The 21,466-nt window shown below is 40.0% G+C and carries 20 protein-coding genes; 13 read left to right on the top strand and 7 right to left on the bottom strand.

Annotation, left to right across the window (positions count from 1 at the left end):
* The first annotated feature begins 46 nt into the window (after positions 1-46).
* The 3 genes from argS to I6E78_RS07000 all read left to right on the top strand — a co-directional run bounded on the left by argS (position 47) and on the right by I6E78_RS07000 (position 3,619).
* Positions 47-1,789 carry an arginine--tRNA ligase gene (gene argS, locus I6E78_RS07010; RefSeq protein WP_197182198.1) on the top strand — a complete coding sequence of 581 codons (1,743 nt, stop codon included), beginning with the start codon at positions 47-49 and terminating at the stop codon, positions 1,787-1,789.
* 402 nt (positions 1,790-2,191) lie between these two features.
* The gene (gene pdxH / locus I6E78_RS07005) at positions 2,192-2,830 is read left to right on the top strand and encodes a pyridoxamine 5'-phosphate oxidase (protein WP_011327355.1); all 639 of its coding nucleotides are present in this window, start codon (positions 2,192-2,194) and stop codon (positions 2,828-2,830) included.
* A gap of 21 nt (positions 2,831-2,851) precedes the next feature.
* The gene (locus tag I6E78_RS07000) at positions 2,852-3,619 is read left to right on the top strand and encodes a TatD family hydrolase (RefSeq protein WP_197182197.1); all 768 of its coding nucleotides are present in this window, start codon (positions 2,852-2,854) and stop codon (positions 3,617-3,619) included.
* On the opposite strand, the gene I6E78_RS06995 is transcribed toward I6E78_RS07000, so the two are convergent.
* Positions 3,586-4,206 (bottom strand): AhpA/YtjB family protein, encoded by a 621-nt coding sequence (locus tag I6E78_RS06995; RefSeq protein ID WP_011327357.1) that lies wholly within the window; start codon positions 4,204-4,206, stop codon positions 3,586-3,588. The genes I6E78_RS07000 and I6E78_RS06995 overlap by 34 nt on opposite strands.
* A gap of 173 nt (positions 4,207-4,379) precedes the next feature.
* On the opposite strand from I6E78_RS06995, the gene serB reads away from it, so the two are divergent.
* On the top strand, positions 4,380-5,408 hold the full coding sequence (gene serB, locus I6E78_RS06990; RefSeq protein WP_011327358.1) for a phosphoserine phosphatase SerB: 1,029 nt from the start codon (positions 4,380-4,382) through the stop codon (positions 5,406-5,408).
* Here serB and I6E78_RS06985 read toward each other — a convergent pair.
* Positions 5,405-7,882: a PilZ domain-containing protein gene (locus I6E78_RS06985; protein WP_197182196.1), complete on the bottom strand. Its 2,478-nt coding sequence runs from the start codon at positions 7,880-7,882 to the stop codon at positions 5,405-5,407. The two genes, serB and I6E78_RS06985, sit on opposite strands and share 4 nt — an antisense overlap.
* Positions 7,883-8,247: 365 nt before the next feature.
* On the opposite strand from I6E78_RS06985, the gene radA reads away from it, so the two are divergent.
* The 3 genes from radA to I6E78_RS06970 all read left to right on the top strand — a co-directional run bounded on the left by radA (position 8,248) and on the right by I6E78_RS06970 (position 11,475).
* The gene (radA, locus tag I6E78_RS06980; protein WP_011327360.1) at positions 8,248-9,633 is read left to right on the top strand and encodes a DNA repair protein RadA; all 1,386 of its coding nucleotides are present in this window, start codon (positions 8,248-8,250) and stop codon (positions 9,631-9,633) included.
* A gap of 81 nt (positions 9,634-9,714) precedes the next feature.
* Positions 9,715-10,647, top strand: a complete 933-nt coding sequence (locus tag I6E78_RS06975) for a hypothetical protein (RefSeq protein WP_089367823.1) — start codon at positions 9,715-9,717, stop codon at positions 10,645-10,647.
* A 249-nt stretch (positions 10,648-10,896) separates the two neighbouring features.
* Positions 10,897-11,475 carry a TMEM175 family protein gene (locus tag I6E78_RS06970; RefSeq protein WP_011327362.1) on the top strand — a complete coding sequence of 193 codons (579 nt, stop codon included), beginning with the start codon at positions 10,897-10,899 and terminating at the stop codon, positions 11,473-11,475.
* Between the two features lie 103 nt (positions 11,476-11,578).
* Here the strand turns inward: I6E78_RS06970 and serA are convergent, their stop codons facing one another.
* The 5 genes from serA to metK form a co-directional block, all read right to left on the bottom strand.
* A complete protein-coding gene (gene serA, locus I6E78_RS06965) occupies positions 11,579-12,808 on the bottom strand; it encodes a phosphoglycerate dehydrogenase (RefSeq protein ID WP_011327363.1) in 1,230 nt (409 codons plus the stop codon).
* Between the two features lie 9 nt (positions 12,809-12,817).
* Complete coding sequence (rpiA, locus tag I6E78_RS06960) at positions 12,818-13,471, bottom strand: ribose-5-phosphate isomerase RpiA (protein WP_089368934.1); 654 nt, start codon at positions 13,469-13,471, stop codon at positions 12,818-12,820.
* A gap of 52 nt (positions 13,472-13,523) precedes the next feature.
* On the bottom strand, positions 13,524-14,120 hold the full coding sequence (locus tag I6E78_RS06955) for a 5-formyltetrahydrofolate cyclo-ligase (RefSeq protein ID WP_089367824.1): 597 nt from the start codon (positions 14,118-14,120) through the stop codon (positions 13,524-13,526).
* Positions 14,121-14,140: 20 nt separating this feature from the next.
* A complete protein-coding gene (locus I6E78_RS06950) occupies positions 14,141-14,692 on the bottom strand; it encodes a hypothetical protein (protein WP_011327366.1) in 552 nt (183 codons plus the stop codon).
* 152 nt (positions 14,693-14,844) lie between these two features.
* Complete coding sequence (gene metK / locus I6E78_RS06945) at positions 14,845-15,996, bottom strand: methionine adenosyltransferase (protein ID WP_011327367.1); 1,152 nt, start codon at positions 15,994-15,996, stop codon at positions 14,845-14,847.
* A gap of 303 nt (positions 15,997-16,299) precedes the next feature.
* Here metK and tkt point away from each other — a divergent pair, with 303 nt between their 5' ends.
* The 6 genes from tkt (at position 16,300) to I6E78_RS06915 (ending at position 21,439) form a co-directional block, all read left to right on the top strand.
* Positions 16,300-18,291, top strand: a complete 1,992-nt coding sequence (tkt, locus tag I6E78_RS06940) for a transketolase (protein ID WP_197182195.1) — start codon at positions 16,300-16,302, stop codon at positions 18,289-18,291.
* A gap of 185 nt (positions 18,292-18,476) precedes the next feature.
* Entirely contained in the window at positions 18,477-18,791 is a 315-nt protein-coding gene (ppnP, locus tag I6E78_RS06935) for a pyrimidine/purine nucleoside phosphorylase (RefSeq protein ID WP_011327369.1), read from the top strand.
* Between the two features lie 201 nt (positions 18,792-18,992).
* On the top strand, positions 18,993-19,349 hold the full coding sequence (gene hpf / locus I6E78_RS06930; RefSeq protein ID WP_011327370.1) for a ribosome hibernation-promoting factor, HPF/YfiA family: 357 nt from the start codon (positions 18,993-18,995) through the stop codon (positions 19,347-19,349).
* A gap of 212 nt (positions 19,350-19,561) precedes the next feature.
* On the top strand, positions 19,562-20,734 hold the full coding sequence (locus tag I6E78_RS06925) for an NRAMP family divalent metal transporter (RefSeq protein ID WP_011327371.1): 1,173 nt from the start codon (positions 19,562-19,564) through the stop codon (positions 20,732-20,734).
* A 71-nt stretch (positions 20,735-20,805) separates the two neighbouring features.
* Entirely contained in the window at positions 20,806-21,138 is a 333-nt protein-coding gene (locus tag I6E78_RS06920) for a type II toxin-antitoxin system RelE/ParE family toxin (RefSeq protein ID WP_089367827.1), read from the top strand.
* Positions 21,125-21,439, top strand: a complete 315-nt coding sequence (locus I6E78_RS06915; protein WP_089367828.1) for a helix-turn-helix domain-containing protein — start codon at positions 21,125-21,127, stop codon at positions 21,437-21,439. The genes I6E78_RS06920 and I6E78_RS06915 overlap by 14 nt, the downstream gene beginning before the upstream one ends.
* Positions 21,440-21,466: the final 27 nt, after the last annotated feature.

The raw sequence follows: 21,466 nt of genomic DNA, 5'->3' as shown, positions 1-21,466 counted from the left end.
TAAAATTTTAAAAGCCTGCTTTGGCGGGCTTATTAAGGTAAAAAATATGAACATTCGTACTATTTTAGTAGAAAAAGCCATTGCCGCTATGACAGCTGTAGGCTTACCAGCAGATACTAACCCAGCAGTTACACAAAGTACTCGTCCACAATTTGGTGACTACCAAATTAATGCAGCTATGGGCGCGGCTAAAAAAATGAAAAGCAACCCACGAGAGCTTGCGCAAAAAATTATTGATAACCTAGATGTAAGCGACATTGCCGAAAAAACTGAAATAGCGGGTCCAGGGTTTATTAATATTCATTTAAAGCCAGAATTTTTAGCGCAAAGCGTTAAAGCCGCTAATAGCGATGCCAAGCTTGCCGTAAACGAGCATGCCAACCCACAAAAAGTGGTTGTTGATTACTCATCGCCAAACCTTGCTAAAGAAATGCACGTAGGCCATTTACGCTCAACCATTATTGGTGATGCGATTGTGCGTGCGCTTGAATTTAGAGGCGACAGCGTTGTGCGTCAAAATCACATGGGTGATTGGGGCACACAATTTGGTATGTTGATTGCGCATTTAGAAGATAAAATTAGCCAAGGCGTAGATTTAGATACAGTAGCACTTGCCGATTTAGAAACCTTTTACCGCGACGCTAAAAAACGTTTTGACGATGAAGAAGGCTTTGCCGACAAAGCACGTAATTATGTAGTTAAATTACAAGGCGGCGACGCGCATTGTGAAAAACTGTGGAAGCTTTTTATTGCCACTTCAGTTAAGCACTCTGAAGAAGTATATAAGCGCTTAAATGTAACGCTTACACAAGCTGATATTATGGCTGAAAGCGCATACAACGCTGAGCTAAATGACATTATTAGTTTATTAAAAGATAAAAATATTGCCGTGGAGTCGCAAGGCGCACAGGTTGTATTTTTAGATGAACTAGCAAACAAAGATGGCGAACCATCGGCATTTATTGTACAAAAATCGGGTGGCGGCTTTTTATATGCAACTACAGATTTAGCCGCATGTGATTACCGCTCAAATAAGTTGGGTGCCGATCGTATCTTAATTTTTGTTGATGCGCGCCAAAGCCTGCACTTTAACCAAGTAGAGCTTACAGCACGTAAAGCTGGTTTTTTACGCGATGAAACTAGCTATGAGTTTTGCCCGTTTGGCACCATGATGGGCGCCGACAACAAACCATTTAAAACCCGTACCGGTGGCACAGTTAAACTTGCCGATTTACTCGAAGAGTCGATTAATCGCGCAGCAATAAAATTAGCCGAGCGTGAATCTGATTTATCAGAGCAAGAGCGCAGCGAAATTGCCCGCAAAGTAGGTATTGGCGCAGTTAAATATGCCGACCTTTCTAAGCACCGCACCAGTGATTATATTTTTAACTGGGACAGCATGCTAAGCTTTGAAGGCGCAACAGCACCTTACTTACAATATGCCTATACGCGTATACGCAGTATTTTTCGTAAATCAGGCGTTGATGCAGCTACACTAAATTCAAACGTTACTATCGTAGAGCCGCAAGAAAAAGCGCTAGCGCTTAAGTTACTGCAGCTTGAAGAAGTACTTGATTTAATGATTGCAGAAGCCACACCACACGTACTATGTGGTTACTTATATGAGCTAGCAAGCTTATATATGACGTTCTACGAAGCCTGCCCAGTACTTAAAGAAGGCGTAGAGCCAAACGTACGTGATAGCCGTTTAGTGTTATGTAATTTGGTTTCTAAAACGTTAGAGACGGGATTAGACTTACTAGGCATTGAAGTCATGGAGCAAATGTAATCACCTTCTGCTGCGTGTAGTTCGCTTTAGCTGCGTTGATAAAACTATTTAGCCTAAGTCACATACAAACCGTATGCTCCTTGGCATAAATAGTTTTACCGCCTTGCTAGCACTCCTACACTTGCAGATGTAACGCTTTACACCGTAGGTTGGGTTGAATGAAACGAAACCCAACGATACACCTGATACTCTGTATTTATTGTTATCGCATAAACTTGAGACTCTGTGTTTATTGCTATCGAATATACCTAAAGCTCGATGTTTATTGCTATCGCATACACTAAAAATTTTGTGTTTACCGGTATCGAATATACCTAAAGCTTGATGTTTGTTGTTACTAGCATCACTATTTAAGCTCGTTACTCTAAGCTCTTTTCTAACGCTTTATTTAAAGGATTTATTATGAAACTCGAAGATATCCGTCGTGAATACCTGCAAAACGCGTTAAGCGAAGATAACTTGCTTGATGATCCGTTTAAACAGTTTGAAACCTGGCTTGAGCACGCTGTAGCAAGTAATTTACCTGATCCAACCGCTATGGTAGTGGCGACAGTTGATGATACCGGGCAGCCTTCGCAGCGCATTGTATTGCTTAAGCATTTAGATAATGATGGTTTTGTGTTTTTTACTAATACAGGTTCGCGCAAAGCGCAGGAGCTTAAAGGTAATAATAAAATATCGCTGCACTTTCCTTGGCACCCTATGGAACGCCAAGTAATTGTGTATGGCGAGGCTAAACCTTTACCTACTTCTGCGGTGGCTAAGTACTTTTTATCTCGCCCTAAAGAAAGCCAGCTAGCAGCGTGGGCATCAGCACAAAGTCGCCCAGTTTCATCGCGTAAAGTGTTGATGGAAACCTTTGCCAATATGAAAAACAAGTTTGCTAAAGGTGAAATTCCTTTACCTGACTTTTGGGGTGGCTATTGTGTTGTACCGCAAAAAATTGAGTTTTGGCAAGGTGGGGCACACCGCCTGCACGACCGCTTTATGTATCAGCGCCAAGCAGACAACAGCTGGCAAATTACACGCTTAAACCCTTAATAAATCGATGAGTAAGTAACAATGCAATTTATTGACTCTCATTGCCACCTCGACTTTACAGAGTTTGACTCAAACCGCGAGTCACTCATTAGCGAGTGTGTAGCAAAGGGAGTTGAGCAGTTTGTGGTGCCCGGTATTAGTTTGGCCCAATCGCGTGCATTACTTGAATTTAAAATTAACTTTGCAGGCGTAAAAATAGCTGCAGGACTGCATCCTTACTTTTTAAATCAGCATCAAGAGTCCCATATAGAGCAGCTATTTACATTTGCTACGGCCAATAAAAACCAGCTGGTGGCAATTGGCGAATGCGGTCTAGATCGAAGTATTGAAAACCTCTCCAAGCAAACCTTTTTATTTGAACAACAAATAGCACTGGCTAATCAGCTAGGGTTACCGTTAATAGTGCATCATAGGCAAAGCCATGATTTAATAGCGCAGTCGTTTAAGCGTTGTAAGCCTAAGTATGGAGGGGTAATTCATGCGTTTTCGGGATCACTTCAACAAGCTCAATATTATATTAAGCAAGGTTTTAAGCTCGGTGTAGGCGGTGTTATTAGCTACCCGCGAGCGGTTAAAACGCGCGATGTAATTGCCAATATAAATACATCGCACCTAGTGCTTGAAACCGACTCGCCATCAATGCCGCTATGTGGTTATCAAGGGGAGATCAATACGCCGCTGCAAATAGTGCGGGTATTTGATGTATTGTGTGAATTAAAGCCCAAACAACACAAAGAGCAACTAGCTACAGAGCTTTACGACTCATGCTGTGATGTTTTTTGTATATAACGATTAACCTGCCATATTTTTAAGCCACGGCCAAATTGCCAAGTAAAAATACATGCAATTACCAACATTAATAATACTTGGCGACCTAAGTCATGAAAATGATTGTGGCTAGATGTAACTGCCGCACGGGTTAAATAAGTAATAGATACAAAACCAACAGGTCTGTCGTCGTCACTTACCACGGGCTCTATAAACGGTGTTTTAAGTTTACTAACACCAGGAGTTGATTCAGATAGCTGGCCGCTAACATGCAGCGATTGCCAATTATCGCTACTGGCTATAAGCATGCCTTGCTGGTCGTAAATTGTAGCTGAAAGTACAAATTCATCTTTGCTTATGTTGTTACATAATGCATTAAGTTGCGGTTTGTTTTTTTCAATTAACGGAGTTTTAGCATTTAATGCCATAAATTTGGTGAGCGATTTTGCCGTACTATCGGCACTGTCATAAAGTAATTGATGGCTTTGAAAACTACTATTAATGCCCACCCAGCTCAGTAATATTAAGCAGGCAGTAGCAAGCAATAAACGCACTAAGCGTTTTTTTTGTGAGGCAGTGATAGGGTTTTTAAGATGGTTATTTTTCATAGTCACCGTATATACTACTGACAGCATTTTGATTTGATGTTACAAATGCTATACCCAAGTTGTTTGGGTATACTATAACCTTAAACCCCACCTGATGGCGAATTTAGCGCAAGTAATATATTTAACATTTTGTAAGTAGCTATCAGGATAACAAAAAAATTCACGGAGAATCCATGTCGCAAACGAACATGGCACAGCCTGGTGCTGAGCAACCATTAACGCAGTTAGTATTAAATAAATGGTTTAGCTATCAGGATGAGGTGTTTTTACCGTTAAAAAACCTACCTAATAAACACCAAGGTTTATTTAGTATTGCCTTTGCTGGCAATTTTAGTATTACCCATATTAAAGCCATAATAGATTTTTTTGCGAAGCATAATCAAACCGTTACAGGGCTTTGCCAGTATCAGCCCGACTTAAGTTTACCAGCGGCACTGTGTTTTTATATTAAGCAAGCAGAGCTGCCGATTAACCCGCTAGTATTACAACAATTTTCCAGCACACTTGATTTTCAGCTAGTGCAAATAGCTTGCCCACCCAACTTGTATGAGCCAGGTTTATTGGTAATGGATATGGATTCAACCGCTATTACTATTGAGTGCATAGATGAAATTGCACGCTTAGCTAACGTATACGATGAGGTTGCTTCGGTAACAGCACTGGCAATGGCTGGTAAGCTTGATTTTAGTGAAAGCCTAAATCAGCGCGTCGCTAAACTTACCGGAATTGAAAAAAGCTTAATAGATGAGTTAAAAAATAATTTACCTTTAATGCCGGGTATTAAAATGCTTTGCCAAATACTTAAACAGCATCAGTGGCACTTAGCCATTGCGTCAGGTGGTTTCGTACCCTTTGCAGAGCAAGTACAAGCGTTAATCAATTTAGATGAAGTACACGCTAATGTGCTTGAATTTAAAGATAATAAGCTCACAGGTAAAGTATTAGGCACAATTGTAGATGCACAGCAAAAAGCCGTTATTTTAGAGTCATTACAGCAACAGTTAGGGTTAATAAAGTCGCAAACAGTGGCGATTGGCGATGGGGCTAACGATTTAAAAATGATGGCAACAGCAGGGCTAGGTGTAGCAGTACATGGTAAAGCAAAAGTGGTTGAGCAAGCCCAAGCAGCTATTTGCCAAGGCTCGTTATTACAATTACTGTATATGCTAGCTATACCATTAAATAGTGAGGCTACTGTTTAACGCAGGCGGTTTAGCCAAAGCAGTTTGCGGCGACCCATTTGGTCAACTTGTTGCTGTTCAAGTTTTAAATGGCTTAAGGCTTCTTCGGTGATATCGACAATATCACCGACACCCGCTACAGACCACAATGCCTCTTCTAATTCCCTTGCTTTATGCAGCGCATATTGACTCACATATTTTAGTTCGTTAGATAAATAATCGGTATCTGGGCGTCCAGTACGTGATATATACAAGCGCATAACAAAAATAAGATTCGACTTTAAGCCTTTGCTTATTTGTTCCTGAAAATCATTATAATCCTCACCTGCTATGCAATAACTGGTAATAGACTCTGAAATACTGCCCTTACGGGGATCAAAATTAATCACAAGTGTAAAGGCGCTTGGCGGATCTTGGCGGCTAAGATCTTTTATCTGTGGGGTGATCACATTAACGATTTGCTCATCAGTAATAATGCTCGATAAATCGGTTTTATTACCCAACAAACCAAAGTTTTGTAAAAGCACATGTAGTGGGCTAGGGTATAAGCCAAAGCCAATTGCACCTGCTTTAAAGTGCGCTCCTTCTTTATGTAAATAAAGTGGGAACTGGCAAACGCTTTTAGTTACCATATTTCTAAGTGCTGTAGAGAGCCCAGGCACTTTAGGCGCTTCTTCTGACACTTTTAGTTTATCTTTATTACTGTTAATTAACTGCGTAAAAAACAGCACTCCAGCATGGGGTAAGTCGGCAACTCGGCTGGCTTTTAAATTAATAATAGTGAACGACTTATTTACAGCCATCACTTCGTACTTTAGCTCACTAAGCTGATATGTTTTGGTTATTTTTTGTAAGTCAGGAAACGAGAGTAAAACAATGTCGCCTTTTTTTAAGCTTACTGGTTGTTTGCATTCAAGCTGCAAGCCCATAACCGAAAAGTCGCGAGTAAGGCCATGTACTACCTCATCGTTTACGCTAATCGACACATTCGTTTTATATAAGTAGCGCTTATCAGAGCGAAGATTTACATACTCTAAAGGTACAATATCTAAATAAGGCGCAGACTTACTTTTGCTATGGCCAAAATGCTTCAATTGATTAATCAAAGCTTTATCGTAATTTAATTGCTGATAGTGTTGCTGTTCAGTTTTATTACCAATAGCAGTTAGTACCACCATATATTTTACATTTTTCACTAACCCTTCTACCCGAGGAGAAGGCGGCTTATTGAGCTTTTCAATATTTTTACTTACAGTGTTTGGTAACGATAAAGGAATAAATGAGTCATCTGGATGGCTTGGCATAATTTGTATTTTAAAGCACTGCCAGGTGTCTTTTTGACTGCCAAAAGCTAAAAATAAGTTTTTTAGCTGAGGGTTTTGTTCAAGCTCATTACGTGTTGCAGAATAATAATAAATTTTGCCCGCTGAAATATGAGTAAAAGTATATAAATAATCTTCTTTAACTGGAGTCTGTTTTAAAAGTAATGCATTAATACGTTGCTCATTAAGCACACTGTATAAACAAGGGTTTTGGCGTTCATCGGTAAAGTAACGTTGAATAAAAATGTTGTTTTCGGTGGTTAGACTTAAGCTAGGATAAAGTACATTGTCTTTTTTACTTAAAAATACATATAAAGAGGTGACGCGTGGAATATAGTATTGCTCGTAACCCTTAGAAACCACAGCATCGAGCGTATTATCAAGGTTTACTTTATAGCGACGTTTATTACCGTGGATAAAGCTTTCTAAAAAATTATCAAATGCTTCATTATTTTCAATAAAGGTGCGTTTTAAACGAATATGATTAAACTCTTTAGAAATATTTTCTACGGCGACAACCTCATACTGAATGCCATTTTTTAAACCTAGCTCAAAGTCTTGCTCTAGGCCTACCAAACGCATGGCGATTAAATGCCCTTTTTTTAGCACATAACGAGTGGCTAGCTTTATTTTACAACCACTGAGGGATATATCGGAAGTGCTAGCAGCAATGCTTTTTTTGTCGTTGTACTCAACCGTTACTTTAATTGAATAGTTCATTCGCTCTTCACGGCGGTTTTCATAAGAGGCAAACTTTATAATATTTGTATTAAGGGAGTCATCAATGGCTTGCTCTGCAATTTTTTCTGTGGCTTTGCGTTGTAACACCCGATGATTATTTTCGGTGTTCATCACTGCCTCATAAACGGCGAGAGTATAACCACCGTGTTGTTTTAGCGCAGCTTCAAATACTTCAATCGCTGTTTCATCCATGAAATGTTGTTTGCCATTGTGATCATAAGGCTTTACCTGCCCAGTCACTAAACCACGTAAGTCAATAAAGCGCGCTATCGGCTGAGATAAGCGTGTCATTTCCATTTTCATTAAAAATTGTTCAGGCTTTGTAAGCCCAGCTATTTTAGACTTAAAAATTAAATCAAATTTAGGGTTGCCTAAATAATGTTTTAATTCAGATATAAGATCTTCGTGCTTGAGCAGTATGTCTTCAGCCATTTATAAAACCATCACCGTCTAATTAAAAAAGTAGGTATACTATTAAATCCATTTATTAGAAAACTCAATAAATGTCGTATCGTGTTATTGTTGTTAATATAGGTACGATTATTCGAGTAACTACAGTTTAGCGCTTGTTATTATGTGTTAAATACCAATTTATTGGCAAGTTACTTTAAACTATTATTCAAGCAATAAGTATGCCCTAAAGTATAGTAAAAAAGAAAACAGCATTTATAGATAATAATAGTAGTGCTAAATTATCTTGTTGGTATGACTCATTGTTAGGCGAAAGTTTAAAATGGTAAAATAAGCACTTAACATTAAGTATTTTTAAAATTAAAGAATAGTAGGTAAAGTTATAAATGGCTAAAGCGGCAAAAGTAGAGTTTGTTTGTACCGAATGTGGCATGAACTACCAACGTTGGCAAGGTCAATGCCGCTGTGGTGCATGGAACACATTAGCAGAATTTAAACCGTCAGCAGGGCAAAGTAAAAAAGCATCGGCACGCGTAAGTGTAGGTGGTTATGCTGGGGGGATTGGTGGCGGTTCTAAAAAAATTAATGATATTGCTACCGCAGAAACTGAAAAACAGTTAACTGAAATTGGCGAGCTCGATCGTGTTTTAAGTGGCGGTGTAACAACGGGGTCAGTTAATATAATCTCTGGCGATCCAGGGGCTGGTAAAACAACCTTGTTATCTGATTTAGTGGCACGAATGTCACAACGCATGCCCTCACTTTACTGTACCGCAGAAGAATCTTTATCGCAGTTTAAAAACAGAGTGAATCGTTTAAAGTTAAATTATAACCCTGATGCGCTTTATTTACTTTCCGAAACCAGTGTTGAAACCATCATTGAAGAACTCGATAAAAATAAAATTAAGTTTGCAGTAATAGACTCCATTCAAGCAGTGGTCACCGACACAGCTAACGGTAGCCCAGGCTCGCCTTCGCAAGTAAAAAGTGCCGCGCAAGCACTTACGCAATACTGTAAGCAAAATGATGTCACTATGTTCATTATTGCCCATGTAAATAAAAACAACGAAATAGCTGGTCCGCAAACGCTGGTGCATATAGTTGACGCACTATTGCATATAGATACTAACGATGGGCAAATTCGTACCTTACGAGCAAATAAAAACCGCTTTGGTGATATAGATACAGTCGGTATTTTTAGAATGTGCGAACGCGGTATGCTCAGCGTTGATAACCCCAGCGAAATATTTTTATCAGGCTCAACTACAGATTCACCTGGCTCTGCAATTACGTGTATTCGTAAAGGTAATCGTAATTTATTACTCGAAATTCAATGTTTAACCACTGAGATTGAGGCGGAATTTCCGCAGCGTGTTTGCGTTGGTTTAAACATGAACCGAATAAAAATGCTCACCGGCATACTGCGTAAGCACACAAAAACTAAAATATTTCACGATACGTTTTTTAATATAGTGGGTGGCTTAAAAATTGATGAATCAGAAACCTGTATAGATTTAGCGTTGGTTGCTGCGCTACTTAGCAGCTTAAATGATTTTGTGGTGCCACGTACCACTTGTATTATGGGAGAGCTGAGCTTAAATGGCGACGTACGCCCAATAGACAGTGGCGTACCGCGCGTTAAAGAAGCTGCGCAACATGGCTTTACGGAAATATTTATTCCATTTCGTAATTACCATAAATCAATGGAAGGGCTGGGCGCTAAGATCACCCCGATAAAAACAGTACATGAGTTACTTAGTTTAATTAATTAGCAAAAACGCTTATCGGTGATGTTCTGCAATGTTACTCTTGAGCTGAAACAATTTATATAAAGACTTAAATAAGGAAATAACATGAAAAAGTTAGTTATAGCTGCAGCAATTGTAGCTGCCGGTGTTGGTGGCGTAAGTTATGCAAATCACGTAGCCACTAAAGAAGTACGTGCAGAAATAGATAAGCAACTAGCACTAGTGAGCGAGCAAACCGGCGCTACATTTAAGTATGCAGACTTATCGGCTAGTGTTATTTCCAATAGTGTAGAAATTAGCAATATGGAAGTCATTAGTTCTGAAGGCGATAATGTTGCCAGTATTCAAAGCATTGAAGTGACAGGCTACGAAACCGATAAAATTTCACCACACACTACATTTGATGTAAAAAGCTTTCAATTTAATAAAGACTTTGTGGCTAAATTACCAGCCGATACAAATACTATGTTAGCGTCGGCCAGTTACGATTTACATTCATCACTTGATTACGATGAAAAATCGGGCGACAGCGATGTGGTAGTTAAGTTAGATGCAAAAGACATTGTTAGCTTTAATATGAATATGGGTCTGGCAAACACACAAGCACTTATGGATGCATCGCTTGCGATCAGTAAAGCGCAGCAAGCAGCGGGCAGCGAACCTTTAACTTATGAGCAAGAATTACAGCAGCAAACGCTAATAATGCAAGCTATGAGTAAGTTAGAGCCGCGCAGTGTTAACTTTGAACTTAATAACCAAGGCGAGCTTAAAGCATTGCTAGAAAGCGAGCTTATTAAGCAAGGTATGAGTGTTGAGCAAATGCAAATGATGGTTGAGCAGCAGCTACAGCAAGCGCCAGTAACTGAAGAAATTGCAGAAGCGATTAGCGGCTTTGTTAAAGGCTTAAATTCATTTAGCGTGTCGGCAAAACTACCTGAAGGCAAAACTATGATGGAAGTTAACCAACAAATAATGATGCTAATAGGCCAGCCTGAAAAGCTTGTAGAGTACATTAATCTAGAAGTTAAAGGCGACTAAAAGTAGCTATAGCAATCGCGATATCAGTTAAAAATGATAGCACGATACACATAATTAAAGCGTGAGTTTAACTCGCGCTTTTTTATGCGTAAATTTTGCGTTTAGACTAGGTGTTAACTCTCAAAATTAACAATTAGTTTACCAGCACTCATTTAATCGTTAGTATTCATTACTACAAAAACTGTTATTTATCATATTAAATAGCCATTAAGGCTCAAACTAATTACTTAAAGTTGAATGGGGTTACAGATGGGAAAAGGTCGATTAGAAGCTTTTAGTGATGGTGTGTTGGCAATTATTATTACCATTATGGTATTGGAGCTAAAAATACCTGAAGGCGCGGGAATTGAAGCACTTGTGCCTATGCTCCCTAACTTTTTTAGCTATGTTTTAAGTTTTGTATACGTAGGGATTTACTGGAATAACCATCATCATTTATTACACGCTGCTGGCAGTGTTTCGGGTGGGGTATTGTGGTCAAATTTAAATTTACTTTTTTGGTTATCATTATTCCCGTTTTCGACCAGTTGGATGGGAGGTAATCACTTTGAGCCACTACCTACCGCGACTTATGGTGCCGTGCTGTTTATGGCGGCGATTGCGTATAATATTTTACAACGCAGCATAATGGCGACAGATGGCTGCAGCTCTGTATTGCGCAAAGCAATCGGTGCAGACTGGAAAGGCAAAGTGTCTATGGCGCTTTACTTATCGGCAGTAGGCGTAGCATTTGTAGCACCATGGTTAGCACAAGTAATATATGTGGCAGTGGCGCTGTTATGGTTAGTACCAGATAAAAGAATAGAGCAGGCCGTTAATCAAAATTAAATTTATTACTCTTTTAATTAGTTTTACCGCTAAGTAGGACAATAAAAAAGCCGCGTTTGTTATAAAGCAAACGCGGCTTAAAATTTTCTAAAACTTAAATTAGTTAGTGCAGAATACGTGCTCTTATCGTGCCTTCAACAGCGCTTAGCTCTTTAAGGGCAACTTCTGAGTGGTCGGTATCTACATCAATAACTACATAACCAATTGACTCATCCGTTTGTAGGTACTGCGCGGCAATGTTAATACCGTGCTGCGCAAACGCTTGGTTTATTTGTGTTAATACGCCAGGACGGTTGTGATGTACATGCAGTAAGCGACTACGATTAGCAAGCTCTGGTAGTGAAACCTCAGGGAAGTTAACAGCAGTAATAGTTGAGCCGTTATCTGAGTATTTAGCTAGTTTTCCAGCTACTTCAATACCAATGTTTTCTTGTGCTTCTTGAGTTGAACCACCAATGTGCGGCGTTAAAATAACATTGTCGAAATTACGCAGTGGCGATACAAACTCTTCATCGTTAGATTTAGGCTCAACCGGGAATACATCGATTGCTGCGCCGCTGAGTTTTTTGTCGGTAAGCGCTTCTGCCAATGCATCAATATCAACTACAGTACCGCGAGACGCATTAATTAAAATAGCGCCCTGTTTCATAACCGCAAGTTCGGCAGTACCAATAAGGTTCTTAGTTTGTGGGGTTTCAGGTACATGCAAAGTAATAATATCAGAGCGTTGTAATAGCTGAGTTAAATTATGTACTTGCTTAGCGTTGCCAAGTGATAACTTATCTTCAATATCGTAAAACTCAACATGCATACCAATATTTTCGGCCATAATACCTAACTGGGTACCAATGTGGCCATAGCCAATAATACCCAATGTTTTACCACGAGCTTCAAACGAGCCGTTTGCGGTTTTTAACCAGCCGCCACGATGTGCAGCAGCATTACGCTGAGGAATACCGCGTAATAGCAACAGTATTTCACCAAGTACAAGCTCTGCAACCGAGCGGGTGTTAGAAAATGGTGCGTTAAATACAGCAATACCACGTTCGCGCGCCGCATTTAAGTCAACCTGGTTGGTGCCAATACAAAAACAGCCAACCGCAACGAGCTTTTCAGCTGCTTCTAACACAGCTTGGTTAATATGAGTACGAGAACGAAGCCCCACAAAGTGTACGTCTTTAATACGTTCTTTTAGCTCGTCCTCAGGTAAGGATGTTTTAACATAGTCGATGTTGCTATAACCGTTACGTTTTAGCGTTTCAACAGCGCTTTGGTGAACACCTTCAAGCAAAAGAATTTTAATTTTGTCTTTTGCCAACGATACCTTACTCATAACCTCATCCTATTTAATTTGTGGCCCATTTTTAGTGCCGATAATCACTTTATCAGCGCCACGCTCTGCGAATAGGCCGTTGGTAACTACGCCAACAATTTGATTAATTTGTGTTTCAAGTTGTTTAGCTTGGGTAATTTTTAAATTATGTACATCTAAAATAACGTTACCGTTATCGGTAACTACACCTTGGCGATACACAGGATCACCACCAAGTTTTAATAATTCGCGTGCTACGTAACTGCGTGCCATGGGTATAACTTCAACCGGCAGTGGAAAACCACCCAAGGTTGCTACTAATTTGGTGTCATCTACAATGCACACAAATTGTTTAGCTACCGCTGCTACTATTTTTTCACGAGTAAGGGCTGCACCGCCGCCTTTAATCATTTCGTTATGGGCGTTAATTTCATCAGCGCCGTCAACGTATACATCTAAAACATCAACGTCATTAAGTTCAAATACTTCAATGCCTAGCGCTTTTAAACGAGCTGTTGAGGCTTCTGAACTAGAAACCGCACCTTTAATGGTGTCTTTTATTGAGCCTAGTGCATCAATAAAGTGATTAACCGTTGAGCCTGTACCTACGCCTACAATAGTGTTCTCTTTTACAAACTCTAACGCTGCCCAAGCAGCTGCTTTTTTTAATTCGTCTTGTGTCATTGTTTTATGCTCATTTATGTCAAAAATTTCTGCTGGTATACAAAGTAACGCTTTACCAACAGTAGGTTTTATTTGGGGTGATAATTGTTTTAAGTGGCACATCCCATGATTCTATGGGTAAAGCTGTTACTTTTTGGCATTCATGTGCTAAACCAATAAGTTGCGGCTTTTGCCAGTGTTGCTGGTGTAGCCGCGCCAATGTCCGATCGTAAAACCCACCCCCCATTCCTAAGCGATTACCTTGGTTATCAAATGCCACTAATGGCATAAGTAGGTAATCAAGCTCTGGTAACGGGCATATTTGAGTACAATTGAGCTTAGGTTCCAAGATACCATAGCGGTTTGCCTTCATGGGTGAGTTTTTTTCATAACGCTGAAATAGTAAATTAGCCCCGTTAAAGGGGTGGATTACAGGTAGGTAAAGGGTGTGCCCTTTATCCCATAATTCATTAATTAACAATGAGGTATCTAACTCGCCGTCGTTACTAAAATAAATGGCAATATGCTCTTTTTTAGTGTTTTTTTTGCCATTTAAGTATTGAATAAAATTCACTTTTAGCGATTGGGCGGCAATTAATTGTTGGTTACTTGATAAATTATTACGCAGTTCGCGGACAGACGCTCTTATTGTTGCACGTTTATTGCTCACTTTAGGATTTCACCCCGTAATTAAAAAGAGAATAAGTTAGGGACGGTTAAATATATTGCTAATAAAATAAGCAAAGTAACCACAGTTGCTATGAGTGAATATAACAACACATTACTGCGTTTTTGCAGTGGCGTGAGCAACTCATCATCAAGCATAAGATCATCGTCTTGCCACTCTATGTGTTCATCGGTAATTGCTGTGGCTTCAACCTCGGGTAGGCGCTGTTCAAGCTCGTCTAGTTTTTCTTCAAGGCGAATTAAGCTACTGGTAATGTAATCAAGCGCATCAAAAATTCTGTCATCGCGCTGGCTACTCGTTGCACTTGCCAGTTGAGTATTTTGATTAGGGTTGGTAACAGCCTGCAGCTTACTTTTAATACCTAAGCTGGCAAGTAGTTTGGCTTGCTTTAGGGCTTTGTCTTTATTGCTTGGCACAAATAGCGGTTTACCATTAAAAAAAAGCGACACTTTTTCATTTGATGTTTTTAATTTAGTAGCAAGCATGGCAGTAACAGCTTTGCTGTCAACGCCCTCAGCGAGTCCTACAAAGGTAACACGAAAGTTGTCGGCCATTTTTAATTCCCTAAGCTTTTATAGTAAAACGAGTATATACCGAAAGTGCAAAACAATTCGAGAGTGATTTATGTTTCACGGCTTGAATAATAAGCTTTAGATATAAAAACGACCCTTAAAAGGGCCGTTTATATTTTTAATAGTATGTTGGCTTAAAGGCCAGCAGCAGCGCGAAGTGCTTCTGCTTTATCGGTACGCTCCCAAGGGAACTCTTCACGACCAAAGTGGCCGTAAGCCGCCGTTGGAAGGTAGATAGGGCGCTCTAAATCAAGCATTTTAATTAAACCGTAAGGGCGCAAGTCAAAGTGCTCACGAATAAGCTCAATTAAACGGCTTTCTTCTAGCTTGCTGGTACCAAAGGTTTCTACGCTTATAGACGTAGGCTCTGCAATACCAATAGCGTACGATACTTGTAGCTCACACTTATCAGCAAGGCCAGCAGCAACAATGTTTTTAGCAACATAACGTGCAGCATAGGCAGCACTACGGTCAACTTTTGATGGATCTTTACCAGAGAAAGCACCGCCACCGTGACGAGCCATGCCGCCGTAGGTATCTACAATGATTTTACGACCGGTTAAGCCACAATCGCCCATTGGTCCGCCAATTACAAAGCGACCTGTTGGGTTAATAAAAAACTTAGTCGCGCTAGTAATTAGCTCAGCAGGAAGTACTGGCTTGATGATAGTTTCCATCACCGCTTCGATTAAATCTTTTTGTGAAATATCTTCGCTGTGCTGCGTAGAAAGTACAACAGCATCAATACCTACTGGCTTGCCGTTTTCGTATGCAAACGTAACTTGTGATTTTGCATCTGGGCGTAACCAGTTAAGCTCGCCGCTTTTACGAACCTGTGCTTGGCGCTGCACTAAACGGTGTGAGTAGGTAATAGGAGCAGGCATTAGTACTTCAGTTTCGTTACATGCGTAACCAAACATTAAGCCTTGATCGCCAGCGCCTTGCTCTTCTGGGCTAGTACGGTCAACACCTTGGTTAATGTCAGGAGACTGTTTACCAATAGTGTTTAAAATTGCACATGAATCTGCATCAAAACCCATATCTGAATTAGTGTAGCCAATGTCGCGAATTGTTTTACGTGTAATTTCTTCGATATCAACCCATGCGCTAGTAGTGATTTCACCACCAACCATAACCATACCGGTTTTTACGTAAGTTTCACACGCAACTCGGGCATGAGAATCTTGCTCAAGGATAGCATCAAGTACCGCATCAGAGATTTGATCGGCGATTTTATCCGGATGACCTTCAGAAACAGATTCAGAAGTAAATAAATGTTTTGCCATTGTATTTCTGCTCACAAATATTGCGCTTCACAAACGTCGGTATTAGCGCTTAAAAATTAAGGGGCGTATTTTATCGAAAACAAAACACCTTGCATAGTGTTTTTACGCCTAGACGTCTAAATAAAATATTTAATAACTTTTCGGTCTCAAAAAATATTCATAATGACCTATTATTATGGGTTTTTAATTGCACACCGCCCCTACAATAAGTAAGAATGGACTATACACTAGTCGCCAAGTTATACGGCGGCATAATCGAATACATAAATACCCGCGCAAAAATATATTAAGGTAGGAGAATTCATGCCATCTCGCAAAGAACTTGCAAATGCTATTCGTGTCTTGTCAATGGACGCAGTACAAAAGGCCAAATCTGGTCATCCTGGAGCCCCTATGGGCATGGCAGATATCGCAGAAGTATTATGGCGCGATTATCTAAAACATAACCCAACAAACCCAGAGTGGGCTGACCGAGATCGCTTTATATTATCGAACGGCCACGGTTCAATGCTTATTTATTCTTTATTACATTTAACGGGTTATGATTTACCGTTAGACGAAATTAAAAACTTCCGTCAAATGCATTCAAAAACACCTGGTCACCCAGAGTACGGTTATGCACCAGGAATCGAAACTACTACGGGCCCGTTAGGTCAAGGGATCACTAACGCAGTAGGTATGGCAATTGCCGAAAAAGCGCTAGCTGCACAGTTTAACCGTGAAGGTCACGATATTGTTGATCACTTTACCTATGCATTTATGGGCGACGGCTGCTTAATGGAAGGTATTTCTCATGAAGCTGGTTCACTTGCAGGCACATTAGGCCTAGGTAAACTTGTTGCATTTTGGGATGACAACGGCATTTCAATCGATGGCGAAGTAGAAGGTTGGTTTACCGATGATACGCCAGCTCGCTTTAAAGCGTACGGTTGGCATGTAATTAGCGGTGTTGATGGCCACGACAGCGATGCTATAAGTGCTGCAATCGCAGAAGCTAAAAGTGTTACCGATAAGCCATCACTAATTTGTTGTAAAACAATTATTGGTTACGGCTCACCTAATAAGTCGGGTAGCCACGACTGCCATGGTGCACCACTAGGTGAGGACGAAATTAAAGCGTCTCGTGAATTTTTAGGTTGGACTGGCGATGCTTTCGAGATTCCTGATGATATTTACGCACAGTGGGATGGCAAAGAAAAAGGCCAACAGCTTGAATCAAGCTGGGACGAAAAATTTGCAGCATACGCAAAAGCATACCCAGAGCTAGCGTCAGAATACAAGCGTCGTATTAACAACGAACTGCCAGGCGATTGGGCTGAAAAATCTCAAGCATACATTGAAGAGCTGCAAGCAAATCCAGCAAACCCAGCGTCTCGTAAAGCGTCGCAAAATGCATTAAATGCATTTGGTCCGTTATTACCAGAATTTATGGGTGGCTCAGCCGATTTAGCAGGCTCAAACCTAACAATTTGGGATGGCTCTAAAGGCTTAACACGCGACGATGCAAGCGGTAACTACATTTATTACGGTGTACGTGAGTTTGGTATGTCGGCAATTATGAATGGTATTGCGCTGCATAAAGGCTTTATTCCTTACGGTGCTACGTTCTTAATGTTTGTTGAATATGCAAAAAATGCCGTACGTATGGCTGCATTAATGAAGCAACCAAGCATTTTTGTATACACGCACGATTCAATTGGTTTAGGTGAAGATGGTCCAACTCACCAACCAGTAGAGCAAATTGCAAGCATGCGTTTAACGCCTAACTTATACAACTGGCGTCCATGTGACCAAGTGGAGTCGGCAATTGCATGGCAACAAGCTATTGAGCGTAAAGACGGTCCTACATCACTAATCTTTACTCGCCAAGGTTTAGAGCAACAAGCACGTAACGCACAGCAACTGAGCGACGTTAAAAAGGGTGGTTACATCCTTAGCTGCGACGGCAATCCAGAGCTTATTTTCATTGCAACGGGTTCTGAAGTGCAACTAGCACAAGATTCTGCAAGCGAACTACGCAAGCAAGGTAAAAAGGTACGTGTTGTATCTATGCCGTGTACTGATGCTTTTGAAACGCAAAGCGCAGCATACAAAGAAAGTGTATTGCCAGCATCTGTTTCACGCCGCGTAGCAGTAGAAGCAGGTATTGCTGATTACTGGTACAAGTACGTTGGCCTAAATGGCGCAGTAGTAGGTATGACTACCTTTGGTGAGTCAGCACCTGCTGGTGAGCTGTTTGAGCACTTTGGCTTTACTGTTGAGAACATAGTAAACAAAGCAAACGAACTTTTTTAATCGCCTTTGATTAAATAAAGTAAGCAATTGAAAAACCCGCATATGTTGCGGGTTTTTTTATGCCCGAATATGAAACAACTTCACTTAAAGCAATACTGCTTTCCTTGCAAGAAAGTAAGCTATCAGGCAAGGTAGTGCGATAAAATTTATAAATAAAAATCTTAAATTATTAGCAGGAGCTAAATATGTCAAAGTTCGAAAATGTTAGTGTAATTAAAAAAGCCAATGTGTATTTTGATGGCAAAGTGTCAAGCCGAACCGTTTTATTAGGCAGTGGTGAAGCAAAAACATTAGGCTTTATGCAACCAGGTGAGTTTGTGTTCGACACTAACCAAAAAGAATGTATGGAATTATTAGCAGGACAGTGGGATATTTTATTGCCAGGTGAAAGCGAGTGGAAAACATTTAATGCGGGCGAATCATTTAATGTTGATGCAAACGTAAGCTTTAAGGTAAAAGTAAGCGATTTTGCTGATTATTGCTGTTCATACACAGATTAATAGCACAAATACAACGCGGTTAGTATGTTATTTAACCGCTTAAAGAGCCCGTATAATGCGGGCTTTTGCATGTTTAATGCTCAGTGAGTGATCTAAATCAGCTTTACTAACAAATATTTGCTTAAATAGTTACATTTATCCTTGTGTTAATTCATATTGCCCCCAATACTAACTATGAAGTAACACATAAAAGGATATAAAATGAAAATTAATCTTACAGGTCACCATGTTGACGTTACTGATTCAATTAGAGAACACGTAAACGAAAAGTTTTCAAAAATAGCGAATCACTTTCCATCTTTGATCGCGCTCGACATTATTCTTTCTAAAGTTCACAACAAGCTTCAAGCGGAAATTAGCACTATTTACGAAGGTGCACGTATATCGGTTAAGGGCGAAAACGAAGTGCTGTATCCAGCAATTAGTAGTGCCGCAAAAAAACTAGATACGTCACTAAAACATCGCAAAGGGCAAATTAAAGCTAATTTGCATGAAAAACCAGAAATAACAACCCCAGAAATTGCACACGAAATCATCCAAGAGATGGATCTTCGTTAACGTTTTTAGAGTTTAGGCCCTAACTTTTAGGGCCTAAAACCATTATTTATTAGCTTCGTTTTACCCCCTCATTTATTAATACTTTTCAGCTTTCATTTTGCGTTAAAACTCTGTAATTTATTCATTATTATAAATAAACAGTAAGTACACACATGCGCTCTGTAGTATCAAATTGGCAAACTCGCTTAAATGCATTGGGGCCGGGAATTCTAATGGCAACCGCTGCAATTGGTGGTTCACATTTAGTGGCATCAACCCAAGCGGGAGCCATATTTGGCTGGCAATTATTTTGGCTTATTTTAGTAGTAAACGTTTTAAAGTACCCATTTTTTCGCTTTGGCATGGAGTACACACTCGCTACCAAAAATAGCCTAGTAGAGGGTTATAAAAGCAAAGGGCCATTTTATTTTTACAGCTTCATTGTCCTAAATGTTGTTGCCGCTATCGTTAATACCGCAGGCGTATTATTACTCACCGCAAGCTTGTTGCATTACGCACTACCTATCACAATAGAAATAACACTGCTGTGTTGGATTTTACTTGGCGTGTGCTTAACCATACTTTTGCTAGGGCACTTTAAAGCGCTAGATAACGTGGCAAAAGGCATTATGGGGCTACTTACATTAGCAACATTAATAGCACTTGCTATTGCCTTTAGTAATGGCCCAATGGCACCTGCTGACTATGTAGGCCCTTCGCCGTATGAGTTAGCCATGCTTAGCTTTATGGTGGCACTAATGGGTTGGATGCCCGCCCCCATTGAAATATCCGCACTTAGCTCACTGTGGTTAAAAGAAAAACAAACACAACAAACAATATCTAAACGCGAAGGCTTATTCGACTTTAACGTGGGTTACTGGTTAACCGCAGGCTTAGCGCTGGTGTTTTTTAGCTTAGGTGTATTAGTGCAATACGGGCAAAGCAGTAATATAGAACTCGGTGGGGTCGCTTTTGCCAAACAGCTTATTGATATGTACGCACTTACCATTGGCGAGTGGGCAAGGCCGCTAGTATCAGCCATCGCTTTTTTATGTATGTTTGGCACCACATTAACGGTACTAGATGGTTATGCGCGTACTTTAAACGAATCGCATAAATTACTTGGTTTTAAGCAATCAAAACACAGCTTAAACACATGGCTAATACTGCAAGCACTTGCTGGTATGGCGGTTATTTTATTTTTTGAATCAGCCTTAGGTCCTATGCTTACCTTTGCCATGACACTGTCATTTGTAACCACTCCTATATTTGCTTGGCTAAACTTTAGCCTAGTGCGCTCTGAGCCCAGCATTAAACACGGCGTACTACTTAAAAGTTTAAGCTGGGTAGGGCTACTGTACTTAGTCGGTTTTTCTGTGGCATTTGTTGTGTGGATGATGATGTAAGTAAAAAAATTCAATAAAGCAATAAATTAGCGTACATTGCATTTGTACGCTAATTGCGTATACTTTGGCGTATGAAAAGCTTATTTGTTGAATCAATTGTATTTGAAAAGTACCGAGCACAGTACTTGAATGATGACGAATATCGTTTATTTCAAGCAGATCTAATGGTTAACCCAAAACAGGGCGATGTGATTCAAGGTACAGGTGGCTTACGTAAAATACGAGTTGCGAGCAAGGGGAAAGGTAAACGCGGCGGCTCAAGAGTTATATATTATTATTTGGACGATAAAACACGTTTTTACTTACTAACTATCTACAGTAAAAACGAAGTGACAGATTTAACAGCAGATCATAAAAAGCAATTAAAAGCGTTTTTAGAGGTATGGAAAAATGAGCAAACGTGATTTATTTTCAGAATTAACTACAGCCCTTGTTGATGCTAAAGCACACTCACAAGGCAAACTTACATTGCGTACCCATACAGTAAATGAGTTTAACGATCTTGCTATTTCACCTGATGAAATAGTAAATATTCGAGAAAAATTTAATATGTCGCGTGGTGTATTTGCAAACATTTTACATACATCAGCGAGAACACTCGAAAACTGGGAGCAAGGACGTAGCGCGCCTAATGGGCAAGCAATTACTTTATTAAAGCTTGTGCAGCGTCATCCTGAGACATTGAATCATATAGCTGAGTTGTAGAGTTTTATAAGCCTTATCAAAATGAAT

The organism is Pseudoalteromonas sp. NZS127, from assembly GCF_015864805.1.
GTDB classification, from domain to species: domain Bacteria; phylum Pseudomonadota; class Gammaproteobacteria; order Enterobacterales; family Alteromonadaceae; genus Pseudoalteromonas; species Pseudoalteromonas nigrifaciens.
The sequence above is the reverse complement of the archived record's forward strand: the minus strand, read 5'-3'. Positions and strand labels throughout refer to the sequence as shown.

Coding starts and splice junctions, on each gene's coding strand:
- argS (WP_197182198.1), top strand. CDS start 47: ATGAACATTCGTACTATTTTAGTAGAAAAAGCCATTGCCGCTATGACA.
- pdxH (WP_011327355.1), top strand. CDS start 2,192: ATGAAACTCGAAGATATCCGTCGTGAATACCTGCAAAACGCGTTAAGC.
- I6E78_RS07000 (WP_197182197.1), top strand. CDS start 2,852: ATGCAATTTATTGACTCTCATTGCCACCTCGACTTTACAGAGTTTGAC.
- I6E78_RS06995 (WP_011327357.1), bottom strand. CDS start 4,206: ATGAAAAATAACCATCTTAAAAACCCTATCACTGCCTCACAAAAAAAA.
- serB (WP_011327358.1), top strand. CDS start 4,380: ATGTCGCAAACGAACATGGCACAGCCTGGTGCTGAGCAACCATTAACG.
- I6E78_RS06985 (WP_197182196.1), bottom strand. CDS start 7,882: ATGGCTGAAGACATACTGCTCAAGCACGAAGATCTTATATCTGAATTA.
- radA (WP_011327360.1), top strand. CDS start 8,248: ATGGCTAAAGCGGCAAAAGTAGAGTTTGTTTGTACCGAATGTGGCATG.
- I6E78_RS06975 (WP_089367823.1), top strand. CDS start 9,715: ATGAAAAAGTTAGTTATAGCTGCAGCAATTGTAGCTGCCGGTGTTGGT.
- I6E78_RS06970 (WP_011327362.1), top strand. CDS start 10,897: ATGGGAAAAGGTCGATTAGAAGCTTTTAGTGATGGTGTGTTGGCAATT.
- serA (WP_011327363.1), bottom strand. CDS start 12,808: ATGAGTAAGGTATCGTTGGCAAAAGACAAAATTAAAATTCTTTTGCTT.
- rpiA (WP_089368934.1), bottom strand. CDS start 13,471: ATGACACAAGACGAATTAAAAAAAGCAGCTGCTTGGGCAGCGTTAGAG.
- I6E78_RS06950 (WP_011327366.1), bottom strand. CDS start 14,692: ATGGCCGACAACTTTCGTGTTACCTTTGTAGGACTCGCTGAGGGCGTT.
- metK (WP_011327367.1), bottom strand. CDS start 15,996: ATGGCAAAACATTTATTTACTTCTGAATCTGTTTCTGAAGGTCATCCG.
- tkt (WP_197182195.1), top strand. CDS start 16,300: ATGCCATCTCGCAAAGAACTTGCAAATGCTATTCGTGTCTTGTCAATG.
- ppnP (WP_011327369.1), top strand. CDS start 18,477: ATGTCAAAGTTCGAAAATGTTAGTGTAATTAAAAAAGCCAATGTGTAT.
- hpf (WP_011327370.1), top strand. CDS start 18,993: ATGAAAATTAATCTTACAGGTCACCATGTTGACGTTACTGATTCAATT.
- I6E78_RS06925 (WP_011327371.1), top strand. CDS start 19,562: ATGGCAACCGCTGCAATTGGTGGTTCACATTTAGTGGCATCAACCCAA.
- I6E78_RS06920 (WP_089367827.1), top strand. CDS start 20,806: ATGAAAAGCTTATTTGTTGAATCAATTGTATTTGAAAAGTACCGAGCA.
- I6E78_RS06915 (WP_089367828.1), top strand. CDS start 21,125: ATGAGCAAACGTGATTTATTTTCAGAATTAACTACAGCCCTTGTTGAT.